The organism is Desulfovibrio sp. JC022, from assembly GCF_010470665.1.
Classification (GTDB): domain Bacteria; phylum Desulfobacterota; class Desulfovibrionia; order Desulfovibrionales; family Desulfovibrionaceae; genus Maridesulfovibrio.
Genome location: NZ_VOPZ01000001.1, coordinates 200,149 through 216,658, shown reverse-complemented (window position 1 = coordinate 216,658; position 16,510 = coordinate 200,149). Strand labels below are relative to the sequence as shown.

14 protein-coding genes and 1 riboswitch are annotated in these 16,510 nt (G+C 47.9%); of the genes, 6 read left to right on the top strand and 8 right to left on the bottom strand.

The genetic code is table 11. The features are described from left to right. Positions 1-295: 295 nt before the first annotated feature. Genes FMS18_RS00890 through FMS18_RS00880 form a run of 3 tightly spaced genes read left to right on the top strand, consistent with a single transcriptional unit; the run spans position 296 to position 3,423 of the window. Positions 296-1,492 carry a glycine betaine/L-proline ABC transporter ATP-binding protein gene (locus FMS18_RS00890; RefSeq protein WP_163291856.1) on the top strand — a complete coding sequence of 399 codons (1,197 nt, stop codon included), beginning with the start codon at positions 296-298 and terminating at the stop codon, positions 1,490-1,492. A 21-nt stretch (positions 1,493-1,513) separates the two neighbouring features. Then, on the top strand, positions 1,514-2,524 hold the full coding sequence (locus tag FMS18_RS00885) for an ABC transporter substrate-binding protein (protein WP_163291855.1): 1,011 nt from the start codon (positions 1,514-1,516) through the stop codon (positions 2,522-2,524). A 38-nt stretch (positions 2,525-2,562) separates the two neighbouring features. After that, entirely contained in the window at positions 2,563-3,423 is an 861-nt protein-coding gene (locus FMS18_RS00880; RefSeq protein WP_163291854.1) for a proline/glycine betaine ABC transporter permease, read from the top strand. Between the two features lie 63 nt (positions 3,424-3,486). On the opposite strand, the gene FMS18_RS00875 is transcribed toward FMS18_RS00880, so the two are convergent. Beyond that, the gene (locus FMS18_RS00875) at positions 3,487-4,167 is read right to left on the bottom strand and encodes an ABC transporter substrate-binding protein (RefSeq protein ID WP_163291853.1); all 681 of its coding nucleotides are present in this window, start codon (positions 4,165-4,167) and stop codon (positions 3,487-3,489) included. Between the two features lie 218 nt (positions 4,168-4,385). Between FMS18_RS00875 and FMS18_RS00870 the strand changes: the two genes are divergently transcribed. Beyond that, complete coding sequence (locus tag FMS18_RS00870; protein ID WP_163291852.1) at positions 4,386-5,045, top strand: hypothetical protein; 660 nt, start codon at positions 4,386-4,388, stop codon at positions 5,043-5,045. 97 nt (positions 5,046-5,142) lie between these two features. Here FMS18_RS00870 and FMS18_RS00865 read toward each other — a convergent pair whose 3' ends face one another. The 4 genes from FMS18_RS00865 to FMS18_RS00850 all read right to left on the bottom strand — a co-directional run bounded on the left by FMS18_RS00865 (position 5,143) and on the right by FMS18_RS00850 (position 10,782). Next, positions 5,143-6,024: a methylenetetrahydrofolate reductase gene (locus tag FMS18_RS00865; RefSeq protein WP_163291851.1), complete on the bottom strand. Its 882-nt coding sequence runs from the start codon at positions 6,022-6,024 to the stop codon at positions 5,143-5,145. Between the two features lie 65 nt (positions 6,025-6,089). Further along, entirely contained in the window at positions 6,090-8,363 is a 2,274-nt protein-coding gene (gene metE / locus FMS18_RS00860; protein ID WP_163291850.1) for a 5-methyltetrahydropteroyltriglutamate--homocysteine S-methyltransferase, read from the bottom strand. A gap of 64 nt (positions 8,364-8,427) precedes the next feature. After that, positions 8,428-8,618: riboswitch (cobalamin riboswitch) on the bottom strand. Between the two features lie 143 nt (positions 8,619-8,761). Further along, complete coding sequence (locus tag FMS18_RS00855; RefSeq protein ID WP_163291849.1) at positions 8,762-9,334, bottom strand: DUF4136 domain-containing protein; 573 nt, start codon at positions 9,332-9,334, stop codon at positions 8,762-8,764. Positions 9,335-9,492: 158 nt separating this feature from the next. Continuing rightward, a complete protein-coding gene (locus FMS18_RS00850) occupies positions 9,493-10,782 on the bottom strand; it encodes a diguanylate cyclase (RefSeq protein ID WP_163291848.1) in 1,290 nt (429 codons plus the stop codon). A 278-nt stretch (positions 10,783-11,060) separates the two neighbouring features. Here FMS18_RS00850 and FMS18_RS00845 point away from each other — a divergent pair, with 278 nt between their 5' ends. After that, positions 11,061-11,408 carry a pilus assembly protein PilZ gene (locus FMS18_RS00845; RefSeq protein ID WP_163291847.1) on the top strand — a complete coding sequence of 116 codons (348 nt, stop codon included), beginning with the start codon at positions 11,061-11,063 and terminating at the stop codon, positions 11,406-11,408. A gap of 57 nt (positions 11,409-11,465) precedes the next feature. Further along, positions 11,466-12,461, top strand: a complete 996-nt coding sequence (locus FMS18_RS00840; protein ID WP_368854136.1) for a glycosyltransferase — start codon at positions 11,466-11,468, stop codon at positions 12,459-12,461. A gap of 153 nt (positions 12,462-12,614) precedes the next feature. On the opposite strand, the gene metC is transcribed toward FMS18_RS00840, so the two are convergent. The 3 genes from metC to FMS18_RS00825 all read right to left on the bottom strand — a co-directional run bounded on the left by metC (position 12,615) and on the right by FMS18_RS00825 (position 16,135). Then, positions 12,615-13,778, bottom strand: coding sequence for a cystathionine beta-lyase (gene metC, locus FMS18_RS00835; protein ID WP_163291846.1), 1,164 nt, complete (start codon positions 13,776-13,778; stop codon positions 12,615-12,617). 177 nt (positions 13,779-13,955) lie between these two features. Beyond that, positions 13,956-15,044, bottom strand: a complete 1,089-nt coding sequence (aroB, locus tag FMS18_RS00830; RefSeq protein WP_163291845.1) for a 3-dehydroquinate synthase — start codon at positions 15,042-15,044, stop codon at positions 13,956-13,958. Beyond that, positions 15,044-16,135 (bottom strand): bifunctional 3-deoxy-7-phosphoheptulonate synthase/chorismate mutase type II, encoded by a 1,092-nt coding sequence (locus FMS18_RS00825; protein WP_163291844.1) that lies wholly within the window; start codon positions 16,133-16,135, stop codon positions 15,044-15,046. The genes aroB and FMS18_RS00825 overlap by 1 nt, the downstream gene beginning before the upstream one ends. Positions 16,136-16,510 lie beyond the last annotated feature (375 nt).

Sequence of the window (16,510 nt, the reverse complement as noted above, 5' to 3'; positions counted from 1 at the left end):
CATATGCCTCCCCGCCCTCCTGATTTTTCTTTTCTTCATTGTTAATCAGGCAACAACAGCACATTTTCGATGCATTTTACAAATCATACATCAAAAAACATGTTGTATTTTTTATTTTTCTACTCTGACTAAAATACAACTTCACAACACACCAGCGCAACTTCAAAAACAGTACAAACAACATAAGAAAGTACATCATTCATACTATTAAAGCTCAATTTGACATATAACACTCCTGTGTTACCCTTTTCACTTCTTTATAAATTCAGACAAGGCCTACGGGCATCGTTATTAAATGAAAAAATTAGTTGTCGAGAACGTTACAAAAATATTCGGAACAAATCCGCAGAAGGGTTTAAAGTTAGTCCGCGAAGGACTGGATAAAGAAACAATTTTCAATCAGACAGGACTCAGTGTGGGAGTCAATCAGGCTTCCTTCTCTGCCAACGAGGGTGAACTCCTTGTCATTATGGGCCTCTCAGGCAGCGGCAAATCAACACTTGTTCGCTGCATTAACCGTCTCATTGAGCCTACCGACGGCAAAGTACTAGTGGACGGTGTGGACGTAACCACACTGGACGCACCGGCCATGCGCGAACTCAGCCAGAAAAAACTGGGCATGGTTTTTCAGAACTTTGCACTCCTGCCGCATAAGACCATTTATGAAAATGTTGAATTCGGGCTTGACCTGATGGGTAAACCTGCTGCTGAGAAACGCGAGGTTTCCGAAAAAATGCTGGCTCAGGTAGGACTTGATGGCTGGGGAGACAGTTATCCCTCGCAACTGTCCGGCGGCATGCAGCAGCGTGTCGGGTTGGCGCGCGCCCTTGCCCTTGACCCGGATATCCTGCTCATGGACGAAGCGTTTTCCGCCCTTGACCCGCTCATCCGCCGCGATATGCAGGATGAACTGATCAAATTGCAGAAACGCATGCACAAGACCATCATCTTCATCAGTCATGATCTGGACGAAGCCTTGAAACTTGGTGACCGCATCGTACTCATGAAGGACGGAGTCATCGTGCAGACAGGCACTCCCGAAGAAATTCTCACCGAACCCGCCAACGACTATGTCAGACGCTTTGTGGAAGATGTGGACGCCACCAAGGTACTCACAGCTGAAAACGTTATGAAAAAAGCGGAAGCAGTCGTCTACGTTGCTGCGGACGGACCGCGCGCCGCGCTGCGGAAAATGCGCAAAAACAGTATTTCATCCATTTTTGCTCTCAATTCAAGCGACCATGTACTCGGCATCGTCCATGCTGCTGACGCGGCAAAAGCTGTTGAAGCCGGAGACAAAAAGCTTGAAGACATAATTAAACCTGCCCGCAGCGTCTCTGCTGAGACTCCTGCGCTGGAACTATATCCCATGAGGTCCGAATCCGGTTGGCCCCTTGCCGTCGTAGATACAAACAATGAATTCATCGGCGTTGTGGTCAGCGGCAACCTTATAGCCGCAGTAGCAGAATACGGACCGGACCCGTCAATTTAATAATCCTGGAGGATTCTTTTTATGAGTAAAGCCAAATCCCACACAATACTTTGGATTACATCCATTGTTTTCGCAGCAATGCTGAGCATTCTGCCTGTTAACTCCGCTCAGGCGGCAGACCAGCCGGTCATTTTCGCTGACCTGAACTGGGACAGCATCCAGATTCACAACCGCATTGCCGGATTCATCATTGAAAACGGCTACGGTACAGACGTAGAATATATCCCCGCCGGAACCGCCATTGCATATGAAGCAATCATGCGTGGCGACATGGACGTGGACATGGAATCCTGGACCTCAAACTCACAGCATCTCTACGATAAAGGTATCAAAGCCGGTACCCTGTTTGACCTCGGCGCAAACTTCAAGGATGCCCGTGAGGGGTTGATGGTCCCCACCTACATGATCAAAGGCGATCCCAAACGCGGCATCAAGCCTATGACACCGGGACTCAAAACAGTTGCAGACCTTGCCAAGTACCCTGAATTTTTTAAAGATCCTGAAGATCCTTCCATGGGACTCATTTATTCCGGCGTGACCGGATGGACCGCCACCCAGAAGACCGAGCAGAAACTTACCAACTACGGTCTGGATGATAAATTTAACTTTCTTGCTCCCGGTTCAGATGCCGCACTGGCAGGCTCCATGGTTTCCGCATACAAACGCGGCAAAGGCTGGGTTGGATATTACTGGGGCCCCACCTGGGTAATGGGCATGATCGATATGACTTTCCTTGAAGAAGCACCTTACGATGCGAAAGTATGGAACGATACCAGACTCTGCGATTACCCCAACTCCGATGTTAACATTCTCGTCGGCAAATCCCTGATGGATAGAGCCCCCGAAATCATCGAGATGTTCAAGAAATACGAAACCACCATGGCCATAACCAACGAGTGTCTCGCCTACATGAAAAATGAAAAGGCAAGCCTTGAAGAGGTCGCCGAGTGGTTCCTTAAGAACAATCAGGATGTCTGGACCAAATGGGTTCCCGCAGACAAAGCTGCCAAAATCAAGGCCGCGCTTAACTAGCCTACAACCGCAAAAACATAACAACCGGATTTTTTACAATGTATAAATTTCCAAAAACTCTGGAAATACCACTGGATGACTGGGTAAACGCAGGCATGTCATGGGTCATGGATAACTGGGGGCAATTTTTTGATGCCCTCGGCAGTGTCCTTTTACAAATGCTTATTGCATTGCAGCAGTTCTTCCTTATGATCCCTTGGTTTGTAATAATCATCGGAGTAGGAGTGGCTGGCTGGTGGCTGCTTGGCAGCTGGAAAAGAGGACTGGGCATGTCAGCCATGCTTTTTGTAATCGGCTGCTTCGGCTACTGGAAGCTGACCATGATGACTTTGGCACTGGTCACCGGTGCGGTGGCCATATCACTTGCAGTAGGGATTCCCGTAGGCATCTGGATGGCAAGAAGTGATCGTGTGGAAACCATCATCAAGCCGATCCTTGATGCCATGCAGACCATGCCGAGCTTTGTTTACCTCATTCCGGTAATGATGCTCTTCGGCCTTGGAAAGGTGCCCGCACTTTTTGCAACCATCATCTACTCCATGCCGCCGATCATCCGTCTGACCAATGTGGGAATCCGCGAGGTTCCCAAAGATGTGATTGAAGCAGCCCGAGCCTTTGGTGCGACTCCCATGCAGACCTTGTTCAAGGTGCAACTGCCACTGGCCCGTCCGACCATCGTTGTCGGCATCAACCAGACAACAATGATGGCTCTGGCTATGGTTGTTGTGGCCTCCATGATCGGGGCCAAAGGGCTGGGAATGGAAGTACTGGTAGCCATTAACCGTATCGACATCGGCATGGGCTTTGAAGCCGGACTCTCCATCGTGTTTCTGGCGATCATCATCGACCGTTTGACCCACGCCATGGCCGTGCGCAACACCCACGACGCCAAAGAATAACCAGCAGCATTCAAAGACAAAAAGGCTGCAACATTTTAAGATGTTGCGGCCTTTTTTTTACGCCTAGTGTTTGAAGCGAGATTCATCCACCGAACCAAAAAACTTTTCTTCAGCTTCTTTTATCAGCTTATCAAGCTCTCCACTTTCCTTCATCTTTTTAATCACATCCCCGACCTTTTCCGCCAACCGCGCATGGCGTTTATCCAGATAATGATACAAAGGCAGTTTCTGCAAAGGCGGCCCAGCTGGGACAATATCATCGAAATCCATTTTGGTAAGCAGGTATTTCCAATTCAATGAGTTGGCCAGAGCAACATCAGCCCGACCGCACTCCAGATATTTAACCATCTGCTCAGGACTGTCCAAATTGTAAACACTGTCCAAATTGTAAACACTGTCCAAATTGTAAACACTGTCCATCATCGCGGTGACTTTTTCAGTATGTTTAACACCCCGAATTTTAACGACCTTATATTTCAGCAAATCATCGACTGAATCAATTTTTATCCCACTGCCCTTTCGCGCATAGGGGGTGGTATCAAGGTAAAAATAAGCAGGCTCTACGCGTATAACACCGGGAACTTCTCCGCCATAGGAATAAATACGCATGACCTCACCATCAACCAGACCGGTTTCAACAGATCGTTGGGCACGCTTGCCGGGCATGGGAAAAATCTTAATATCCATGTTGAGATGCTTGTATACATGCGGAAGGATATATGTGCCGATTTCTTGTTCAACCAATCCTTTTATGCAGGAAAACTTCAAATCCTGCGCACTGCACGGGCGGTACGAACAAAAAAGCAATATTAATATCAGCAATATTTTTAAGCGCAAAACACACCCCACATTTTCCATTGATTAACATAAAGAAACACAAGGTTAAAGAGCTCAGCTTTCTAATGGCAAATTTCCACCATTCAAGTATACTGCACTTCTAACTTAAAAATGGAGATAGCAAGATGAAAAACAACCGTTCCCTTATGATAGCCCTTTCCCTGCTGGCAGTATGCATGCTTTTTCAAACACCGGCAGCTCAGGCATTCAGTCTGAACGACCTGTCTTCCTCCGCTGAAACAGCCAAGAGTGCGGCAGAAGGTGCCAGCCTGCTCGACCGGGCTAAAAATGTTTACAACGGCTTTTACGATTCCACGGAAAACCTCGTTGATGCCCAGACCGCGACCATGAGCCTGCTCAACCCGGACGAAGGCGCAGCCCTGACTTCAAAACTAGGCGACATCGGCTCCGGTTCAGCAATGACCAGACTTGCCAAGCTGGTCGGATTTTCTGAAAGCATGGATTCCGGCACAACTGATTCCTCACTGACTTCAAAATTGACCAAGATAATCACTACTCCCGGAAGTATTGAGAAAGCCCAAAAAGTCTACGGTCATGCCTCCACAGCCTATACTTCCGGCAATGATTCCGTAAGCGAAGCCAAGACCCTGTACACTGAAATCAAGAACTTTATCGCCTCACCTTCAGCCAAGGGACTGAGCGAAACCCTTCTTTCCGGGCTGGGCAGTTACTCTGATAAGATTCTGCCCTTTATCATCGAACACGGGCCGGAGCGGGTAAAGACCGCTGCCCAGATCGCCGATACATTTAAAGGTTTTTTGTAGAAGGGACTAAATCCCCTTGGAATCCCTGTTAGCAAAAATCCCTTCGACCCGATTGGGTTGAAGGGATTTTTTACGTAGCAATGAAACATTGAAAAAGTTAATTAAAATATCCGTCACTCTTCAAGTCAGTAATCAACCTTTCACACATGGCTGCGCGGTTCAAACTGTAAATATGCACTCCGGGTGCGCCCTTATCAAGCAGGTCCGCGATCTGTTTGCGTGCAAAGTCAAAACCGAACTCCATAACAGCCTCATCGCCGCCCTTATCAAAGGCCTTTTCCACTCCGCAATAAAGATCGCCGGGAATGGCTGCACCGCACAGGGACATAATCCGACGCAGGGAACTTAAAGATTGAATGGGCAATACACCGGGGATTACCGGGGTAGTACTGCTGAGTTCCGCCAGCCTGTCCACATAATCGAAGTAGAGCCTGTTATCGAAAAACAACTGGGTCATGGTGAAGTCCGCACCTTTGGCAAGCTTGGAATTGTGGATCTCAATATCCGTGGCAATAGACGGAGACTCCGGATGTCCGCCGGGATATCCGGCCACAGCCATGCCCACTTCGGAAAATTTACCATTCACATACTCCACAAGATCTGAAGCATGCATGAAACGGCTTTGCCCTTCTCCATTGGCGTCTTTCACTCCATCCCCGCCAAGGGCCAGAATATCCGAGACCCCTGCCTCACCAAGACGGCTGACAAATTCATCAATGGACTGCTCGCTGGCACCGACACAAGTCAGATGGGCAAGAATATCAATACCCATATCCTTTTTCAGCCGGGAACATATTTCAAGGGAATTGTCGTGGCTGGTTCCGCCCGCTCCGTAAGTTACTGATGCGAAAAGAGGCTTCAAAGCGGCCAGCCTTGCGGCCCTTTCCATAAACACGGGCCATGTGGATTTATCCTTGGGCGGAAAAAATTCAAAGGAAAAAAATTGTCCAGCCTTATTGATATTCTGTGCCACCTGCATTTAATTCTCCATTTTATCTGCTTGGTTCCCGGACCGCAGGTACGGTCCGGGAAGTTTATTTATCTTTATTGAATCTCACGGCGTACTTTCTTAGCCGCCTGAACCATATTTTTAAGAGCCGGGACAACCTCATCCCATTTGCGGGTCTTGAGTCCGCAATCCGGATTTACCCAAAGCCGTTCTGCGGGAATGACTTCCAGAGCTTTTTCCAGCAGCAGGGCCATATCATCTTCAGCCGGAATTGCCGGACTATGGATATCGTAAACACCGGGACCGACTTCATTGGGATAGCTGAACCGATTGAAGCTACCTAAGAGTTCCATGCGACTGCGACTGGCCTCGATGCTGATGACATCGGCATCAAGGGCGGCAATGGAATCCATGATTTCATCGAATTCGCAGTAACACATGTGGGTATGAATCTGGGTGGCATCCTCAACGCAGGAAGCGGAGAGACGAAAGCACTCCTCTGCCCACTTCAAATATTCTGGTTGTTCTGCCTTACGCAGAGGCAGACCTTCACGCAGGGCGGGTTCGTCAATCTGAATAACTTTAACCCCGCTCTTTTCAAGATCAGCCACCTCATCACGCACGGCCAGTGCGATCTGACGGCAGGTTTCACTGCGGGGCTGGTCATCACGAACAAAACTCCAGCACAGGATGGTTACCGGTCCGGTGAGCATACCCTTGACTTCACGCTCTGAAAGGGAGCGGGCATAATTGATCCAATCCACGGTAATGGGACCGGGACGGGACACATCACCGAAAATCACCGGAGGTTTCACGCAACGGGAACCGTAACTCTGCACCCAGCCGTTGGACGTAAAGCAGTAGCCGTCAAAATTTTCGCCGAAATATTCAACCATGTCGTTGCGTTCAGGTTCACCGTGAACCAGCACATCAAGCCCGATTTCCTCCTGACGACGGATGCAGTCTTCGATGTATCCGTGCATAAAGCTTTCGTAATCAGCCCGCTCAATACGACCGTTCTTAAAACCGCTTCTGGTGGAACGCACTTCCGGAGTCTGGGGAAAAGAACCGATAGTGGTTGTGGGCAAAAGAGGAAAACCGAGCCCGCGCTGAATTTCAGCACGCTTGGTATAAGTGGATTTACGCTGGTAATCTTCAGGTTTTAGTTCAGCCAGTCTCCGGGCAACCTGTAGATTGTTAACCCTCGGACTTTTCTTCCGGGAGCCAAGAATGCCGCGGTTATCAACCAGAAAAGCTTCAACATCCTTACCTGCTGCTGCATCAGCGATGGTCCTGATTTCTACACACTTCTGGCGGGCAAACGCCATCCAAGATTTAATTTCCACGTCCAGCTTTGTTTCCAGCTCAAGATCAAAAGGGACATGCAGAAGTGAACATGAAGGAGCTACCAAGACCCGTTCTTCGCCAAGCACAGTCTTTGCGGACTTCACAGCAGCAACACCCTTATCAAGATCAGCCCGCCAGATATTCCTGCCGTCTACTACACCGAGGGAAAGGCTTAAATTATCCGCCAGATTTACAAGCAGCGGTTCAAGGTCCTGTGAACCGCGTACGAGGTCAACATGCAAAGCATCGACAGGCAAAGAGGTAGCAGTTTCAAGATTATCACCCAGACCTCCAAAATAGGAGGCAACAAGAATTTTGGAATTTAAGGCTGCTTCTTTAAAGGTGCGGTAAACAGGGTTGAAAAGCTTACGCACCGACTCGTCGAGATCGAGGGCCAGAATAGGCTCATCAAATTGAATCCACTCGCATTTGGCGGAGAGCTTCTCAATTAGTTCCACGTAAGCTGGCAGCAGGTTTTCCAACAAATCCAAACGATCAAATTCCTGATCCGCGCACTTACCCAACAGCAAAAAGGTCAATGGTCCGGGCAGGACGGCCTTGATTCTGTGCCCAAGCAAAGCCGCTTCATCAACCTGTTCAAGCAAAGATGTATCGGCAAGAAAAAACTTCTGGTCACTTTTAAATTCAGGCACGAGGTAATGGTAGTTGGTATCAAACCACTTTGTCATTTCCATGGCCGCCACGCCGTTCTCTCCAGCTTCACCACGGGCCATCCTGAAATAATCATCAAGGGAAATTTTGTTTCCTTCCACATTATATCTGCCGGGGATAACACCGAACCTGACTGCATTATCAAGCATGTGGTCATAGTAGGAAAAATCACCTACCGGTATCAGATCAACTCCAGCCTGCTTCTGGTCATCCCAATGCAGTTCACGCAATTTTCTGGAAGTAAGTGCGAGATCATCCGCCCCGGCTTCACCTCTCCAGTATGATTCAAGTTTACGTTTGAGTTCGCGGTTACTGCCCATTCTGGGATAACCTAAAGTGTGCGTCAGCATAATAATTCTCCGTGTTTCAAGTGACCGAGATATTTATCCCTGTTTCACAGACCTGTTCGCGAGGTCCGGCACTCACTCCCGCAGGACGTCTTCTGGCTTCCGGACAGTTTGACGCACAGTATCGATCCTTCCCGTTCTCAAAACAGTGAATCGACACCATCACCCTGAATTATGCCCGGTTACAGCAGCGCGCCTGCGACGGATTTTCACCATCTTCCGTTTCCTGCGGGCGCATACAAATCAAATTCAATATATAAAAATATTGTTATATAGTGATCAAGGAATGCCATTCATCTTCATCGAAGTCAAGTACCCACGAAAATTTTCCACCAGACCAAAAAAGAAGCCCCCGGAGTTGTCCGGGGGCTTCTTTTTTAGCAACTATTTAAAATGATCGTTTATTCGCAATCCCTTACATTCAACTTCTCACGAAACTTTCCATCAACTGCGGGAAATTTCAGCAACGCGCCTTTGACCAGACATTTACCGACAATATCCAGACCTTCACGGTCCTGACTGGTGGCCTTTCCGCGCCAGAGGTATGTTTTCAAACCCTCATCATGGGGAGTCATCAGATAGATCCGCACGGTGTTATCCACACGGGGGGCATCAGCGGTCTTGACCACACCTATTTCAGAGTTGGTCTTGCTGATATAATCGTACTCGTAAGCTTCCCTTTTGTAGGTAACTCCCCTTTCCATGAATGCCTTGGAACCGAAATTAACCACTACCACGAAATCGGGTGAATTCGGGTCATATTTAAAACCCTTGGCTTCCAGTTCCAGCTTGGCAGTATTGAGCAGAATAGCTTCAAGATCCTTCTTGGATTCGCTTTTCTGCTTAAAAGAAAAAGTTTTAAAATCGCTGAAATCAGTGCCCGGAACAGGTTTATTCTCGACATCCATATTAACGTACACGCACCCGGAAAGCATCATTCCGATCAATGCGAAAACAACAAGTAACTTCCTCACCACTTTCTCCTGACTTTATTAGTTACGACCATCCCCTGAAATTCAGGCCGCATTAAATACTTTATTACAACTTCCTATAGCATAATCATTTAACTTTTTTAGCGGCTTTAGCCAAGAGTTAAAACAAATTCAATGGGCGGAATGAGACATTAAAAAAATCAATCATAAAAACAGACCAGATTTCGACCGGACTCCTTTGCGTCGTACAAGGCCATATCCGCCATGCGCAACAACCTGTTCGTATCGAGCCTGCGCGAATTCATGGAGGCTACCCCGATGCTTGCAGTACACTTAATAATCCCAGACTGTATGGAAATTTCACTCGCTGCAAATTTCCGGCACAACCTTTCTCCCACAGCAATACCTCCGGCAAGGTCTGTTCCGGGCAGAAAAACTGCAAACTCTTCCCCGCCCATGCGGGCAAAAACATCATCATCCCTGATCACACTGCGACAGATATCAGCAAAATGACGCAGCACTGCATCCCCAGCCTCATGCCCATGGGCGTCATTTATCTTTTTAAAATTATCAAGATCAACCATCAACATAGACGGACCAGCTGGATTACGTTTATCTCCCTGCATAAACAATTCAACCTGCCGAAAAAATTCCCTGCGATTGTAGGCCCCGGTAAGACTGTCTGTGGTTGCCAGCAACAACAGCCGCTTCTCTTCCGCCTTGCGCTGAGAAATATCATTCACAACCCAAAGCACCCCGCGATTCAAGTCAGCAGGAACATTCACATCCACGGCCTGACCGGACAGAGAACACCACACAAATTTTCCGTCCTTACGCTTCAGCTGATATTCAATATTTACCTGAGCTTTATTTACGAGGGTGTAGTAATATAACTTACCAAATTCATGAAATTTTTCTTCGGTAAGGTGCAGATCAATCATACCCAAGCCGACCATATCAGCAGGCGACTCATAACCCAGAATATCGGCAAGAGCCTGATTTGCCCTTTTCAGGATTCGCCCACCCTTCAAGAACATCATCCCGGCTTTGCTACTTTCAAAAATAATTTTCAACTCATGCAGGGTTTCGCGCAATTCCATTTCAGTTGCTTTCAGATAAGAAATGTCACGTATAGCTGAAATGCGGTAGGTCTTATCCCGAAGCTGCACTGTACGCCCCCGGATTTCAGCAGGAAAAGTAGAACCGTCCTTACGTCTACCCATGACAAAATAAGGCTGCTCGTACCTGCTGGAAATGTTTTCCCGCACCAATTCGCGATACTCTTCAGCTACAAGATCCAACCCGCCCATGCCAATGACTTCATCATGGGTATAGCCCAGAACTTCCAGCACTTCCCTGTTCACAGCCACACAACGCACCTTCTCATCAAACACGCCGATAGCTTCAGAGGAAGAATCCGCCAGCAAGGTCTGTAGCTCCAGCTGCTCTTTCAACTCCGATATATACTTATGAAGCTTCTCTGCTCCCATAATTTTCCCCGTACTCCTGATCTCGCCCTGTTTATAATCAGTCTATGTGTGAAACAACTCAACCGTCAATAACTCATCAAATAGCTAAAACAATGATTTTTCAATAATCCTGCAAATCTTGTATGCAAGACTGATCTAACCCGCCGAGCAGTAAACATTTGAAAAGACGAAACAGAGTAATAAGGTATGATTTAAAATGATAATTCTCAAATAACATAAAAAATAATTCACTTGAATTTTATTGAATCATAGTGTTCTTTCCCCTTGGGGAGGTAAATATGAATACATTATCAGACCGACGCAAACAGACAAGGATAGAGCTGGAATCCATCAACGGTTTTTTTCGGCAATGCGACGTTGCCGCGTCAACAGGTGGAAACCTTGATATAACCATACTCAATATTTCCACGGAAGGAATGAAGTTCATGACCAATTCAAGCTGCGATTCCAATAGGATAAAGCGGGACGACGTTCTTTTTTTCCGGGGTTGCATATTTAATGACAGAATTGGATTTCTCAGCAGCCAGAAGGCCGTCGCTGTCTGGCAGGAAGACACTGTCTTCGGGGTAAAATTTATCCCATCCCTCGATCTTGATGAACCCTCCCTGATCGATATGCTCAAGTAAAAAGCACACCCGAGACCGCCTCTTTCAAATAATAAGATTAATTGGTATCTTCTCTTCGTGAACAAGCAAGAAACCAAAATCATAGCATGGGTCGGAAATACCTTTTTCCGCACCGGAATGGATGAACTGGGCTACAAAACAGTCCACATCCCCATCCAGGGGCAGCAGGTATTCACTTGGCAGGATATTCTGGAAAAGACCGGAACTAAGCCTTATGCCGTGGTCTATGCCGACCGCTCTATCGCTCCGCCCCTTGCAGGCGTGGAAAACTTCCCCTGCCTGACCATTTTTCACTGCATCGATACCCACATCCACAGCTGGTACCCCTTTTACGCCCAAGGATTCGATATCTGTCTGGTCAGCCTGAAGGATCATCTGGACCGTTTTGCTCCCCGTTTAAAGGAATCACGGCTGCTCTGGTTTCCGCCCATTGTCATGGACCATCATGTTCCATCCGAAACACAAAAAGAATGGGACCTGCTCTTTGTAGGTAATGTCAGCGCGGAATTGACCCCGGAAAGAAAAATTTTTCTCGATAAAGTAGCTGAACATGTGCCCGGTCTGCACATTACTAAAGGCGATTTCAGCAAACTTTTTCCCAGAGCAAAAGTAGTGCTCAACATTGCCGAACGCGGCGACCTCAATTTCCGGGTATTTGAAGCCCTCGCCTGCGCTGCATGTCTACTGACTCCCAAAATCGAAAACGGATTCTTTGATATTTTTGAGGATGGAGTTCATCTGCTGACCTATGAACCCAACAACGTTGAAGACCTGCTTGGAAAGTATAATCTTCTAATAAATGATGAAGAATTACGGGAACGCCTTGCTCGGCAGGGTAATAAATTGATCGAAAGCTCACATCGCATCATCCACCGCGCGCAGACCCTGCATAATGTAATTGAAGAGATGGATGTGGAAGCGGCCATAAAAAACCGCATTAAAGCTGCACCGGAGCTGCGCCGCAATTTTCTAAAGTCACTCTACCTGCACTGGGCTGAAGAAGTGGGCATACCGGAATTTCAGAAGATTTATTTGCAGGCGGCTAAGAATTAGTTGATGCGCTACGCGCTTTAATTAAAATATTTTCGCCTCCGGCGACCGGGGAAGGAAAACTTTTGCAAAAGTTTTCCTTCCCCGGACCCCATCCTTTCAAAACCTTTTAGTATGCTTCGCACTTAGCGCGGACAGACAGGATGGGAAGAAATATTAGCCCTTCAACTGCTCAAGCCCCTGCTTCAGATCAACCTTCAAATCTTCCACATCTTCCAGACCTATATTTAAGCGGAAAAGTGTTTTCCCCTCGTATCCAAAATGGTTGGTGCGCCGGAACTTGCCTCCGGTGATCAGACTTTTGTAGCCGCCCCAGCTGTAGCCGAGACCGAAGAGTTCGAGGTTGTCCACAAATGGCGAGTGATCGATATCTTCGTATTGTTCCTTGAGGGTGAAAGCGAAAAGCCCGCTGGAACCTTTGAAGTAACGTTCCCAGAGATCATGCTGGGGATGGCTTTCAAGGGCCGGATGGATCACAGATTCGACCATTTCATGATTCGCCAGCCACTTAGCAACTTCAAGAGCAGCCTGCTCATGAGCCTTGAGCCGAACTTTCAGAGTCCGCAGACCGCGCAAGCCTTGGTAACAATCTTCCTGCGCGGCATAAACTTCAAAAAGACCGCAGCATTTATTAAAAGTATCCCAACTCTGCTCATTGGTGGAAACAGTGCCCAGCAAAATATCAGAATGCCCGGTGATATATTTGGTGCAGGACTGAATGGAAACATCAATGCCATGCTCAAAGGGATTGAAATATAAGGGAGTAGCCCATGTGTTATCGATGACTGTAACTACACTTTTTGTGCGGCAGACTTCGGTGATGGCGGAAATATCCTGAATCTCAAATGTATTTGAGCCGGGAGATTCCATGAACAACAACTTTGTATTTTCGCGAATGTAATCAACTACTCCTGCGCCGGCATCAGAGGGCAGATATTCGGTTTCAACACCGTACTTTGCGAGGAATCCATCACAGAAATGGCGGGTCGGGCCGTAAACATTATCGCAAATCAGAATATGATCACTCTGCTTTGTATAAGCCATAAGCACCATGGCAATAGCAGCAATACCGGACTGAAAAGACTTACAGCCATACGCACCCTCAAGCTCAACCATGGCAGCTTCAAAAGCTTTCTGAGCACCAAGACCGCAGGTTCCGTAATCAATGCCTTCATACTCACCCTTATTCGCCTTGAGCATATCGGCGTAGGAATCAAAAAGGACAGTTGAAGCGCGATGCAAAGGCGGATTAATGGTATCTATAACTTGCAGGGCCTCGTCTTTGCCCGCATTGACCAGCTTGGTGGAAATATCTTTCATGGGAACTCCTTGTTGTTTCTGGCCCAAAATATAAAGCGGGAAACTGGAAAAACAACCAGTTCCCCGCAATTTATTTAATTTTTCAATAGACTTTAAAGCTAGGTAGCGAAGCTTAATAAAAAGTTTTAAGATTCTTAAACCCTTTTCCCAAAAGGGTTTAAGCCGCCGGAGGCATTCTTACGCCATCTTTTCAAGCTCAGCTTCAATCAACTCAAGCGAAAAATCTTCGCAAACCACTGCATTGCCCAACCTATCAAGGCCGACAATTACCACCGCGCCCTGCTTGACCTTCTTATCCTTCTGCATAAGCTGCATGATCTTGGCAGGCTCAATGTCGAGCTTTCCGGTGGCAAGACCAAGCTTATCCATAAGTTCTTCATGCAACTTAAGATCTTCAGCGGAAAGCATCCCACCCTTGTGGCAGGCACGGGCTACGATACGCATCCCCCATGCCACGCACTCACCGTGAGAGATCTCATATCCGGCAAATGTTTCAATGGCATGCCCAACAGTGTGACCATAGTTGAGGATACGGCGCACCCCGCCCTCTTTTTCATCGCGAATGACCACATCGGCTTTGATTTCACAGCAGCGAGCCACAACCTTGGCCATAACTTCGCTATCAAGAGAACGGACTTTTTCCGCATTGGCGGACAGATAATCCACCAAATCACGGTCGGCAATGAAAGCGGTCTTAACCACTTCGCCCAGCCCGCTGAGAATTTCCCGTTCAGGCAGAGACTCAAGAGCTGAAATGTTCGTATAAACACGCTTGGGCTGATAGAACATGCCGCAATAGTTTTTCCAATGCTTGATATTCACCGCAACCTTGCCGCCCACAGAGGAATCCACCTGTGACAGCAATGTTGTGGGTACCTGCACGAAATTAATGCCGCGCATGTAGCTACCCGCAACATAACCGGAGAGATCACCGACCACGCCTCCACCAAGGGCTACGACCACATCCTGACGGGTAATCCCGGCCTCAAGCATGGCTTCCAGCAGAGAACCGAATACATCAAGGGACTTGCTGTTCTCCCCGGCAGGTACAGTGAGCATCAACGGATCAACATCTTCAAGCGCGAGCTTTTCGACCAAAGTATGGCCGAAAAGCTCACGGGTATTTTCATCACAGATAACTACCGGGGTATGTCCGTACTTCCTAGCCTTGAGGTCCGCGACAAGTTCATCCATGACGGAGTAGTCAACGCTGATCTCATAGGAATTATCGAACTCACCGCGCAGCTCAACATTGACCTTGTCCATTATTCTTCCCCGGCCAACACACATTCCTGCTGACGCAGAGACTCTTCATGGATGTACTGGAAAATACGGAGCATGAAGTGTTCATCCATACCGCGGGCAACACCTTCGCGGGTACGCTTCTCAACAGTTTTCTTCCACTGCGCAGGCTGCAAGAGGGCAATATTGCGCTCACATTTCATCTTACCGATCTTGCGGCCAAGTGCCATGCGCTCGGCAAGAAGTTCAACAATGGCATCATCAATTTCAACAAGGCGGTTACGCTTGCTTTCCATGCGCAGAGCAAATTCTTCATCTTCCGCAGCTGCATGTTTCACTTCAAGATCAGCCAGAACCTTGCCGAGATCTTCAGGGGTGAACTGCTGCTTGCTGTCGCTGAGAGCCACATCAGGATTGATGTGGGATTCGATCATCAGACCGTCAAAAAGGAGATCGAGGGATTTCTGGGCCACTGCAGGGATAAGTTCACGCTTACCGCAAAGATGGCTGGGGTCGCAGATTATGGGCATGCCTTCGGTGCGGCGACGCAGCTCAATAAAAATTCTCCAGTTGGGAGCATTGCGGTACTCGCTGGCACGGGCGGAAGAAAAACCGCGATGGATAGCACCGAGTTTTTTGACCCCGGCCTTATTGATACGCTCAAGAGCACCAAGCCAGAGTTCCACATCAGGGTTGATGGGGTTTTTTACCAGCACGGGAATGTCAGTTCCCTTAAGAGCATCCGCCAGAGCCTGTACGGCAAAGGGGTTTACGGTAGTCCGTGCGCCGACCCAAATCATATCTACACCGTACTTAAGACAGAGTTCCACATGTTCGGGAGTAGCGGTTTCACAAGAAATGGGAAGTCCGGTTTCTTCCTTGGCTTCAACCAGCCATTTGAGACCTTCTTCGCCCATACCTTCAAAGCAGCCGGGACGTGTACGCGGTTTCCAAATACCTGCACGCAACAGGTGAACACCCTTGTCTTTAATGCCGCGGGCGGTTTCCAAAAGCTGCTCGCGGGATTCCGCACTACAGGGACCGGCGATAATCAGCGGCCCGTCGTTATTGAAACCCCAAGAATCCAAACCGGTTACATCAAGTTGAACACTCATAATAATGACCTCCGTATTATTTGAAGTTGAAAAGAAATCCGGGCCGGTTTGATGGCGCTAAATAAAAAAATACTGCAAGGATGAAATCTGAATATAACAGACTATGCAGAAAACAGCAGGAAAAATCGGCCGGAATAATAGGGTAGCATTGAACGCTGAGATTCAGAAAATCTCACGCAATCTATACAAGTTGTAAATGAAGTTGGACCTTACACCCTGCCGGGGAGGCAGAGTCCGGTAAGACACGGCAGGCCTATTTCAGGCGCAGACCATGCCGGATTCACCGATCAGTCTTAAGTACCCCATAACACCACTGAGGTGCGGCGTAAACACTCAATCAGCCCTTGCCCGATATTTTAACCTATTCTTAATTAT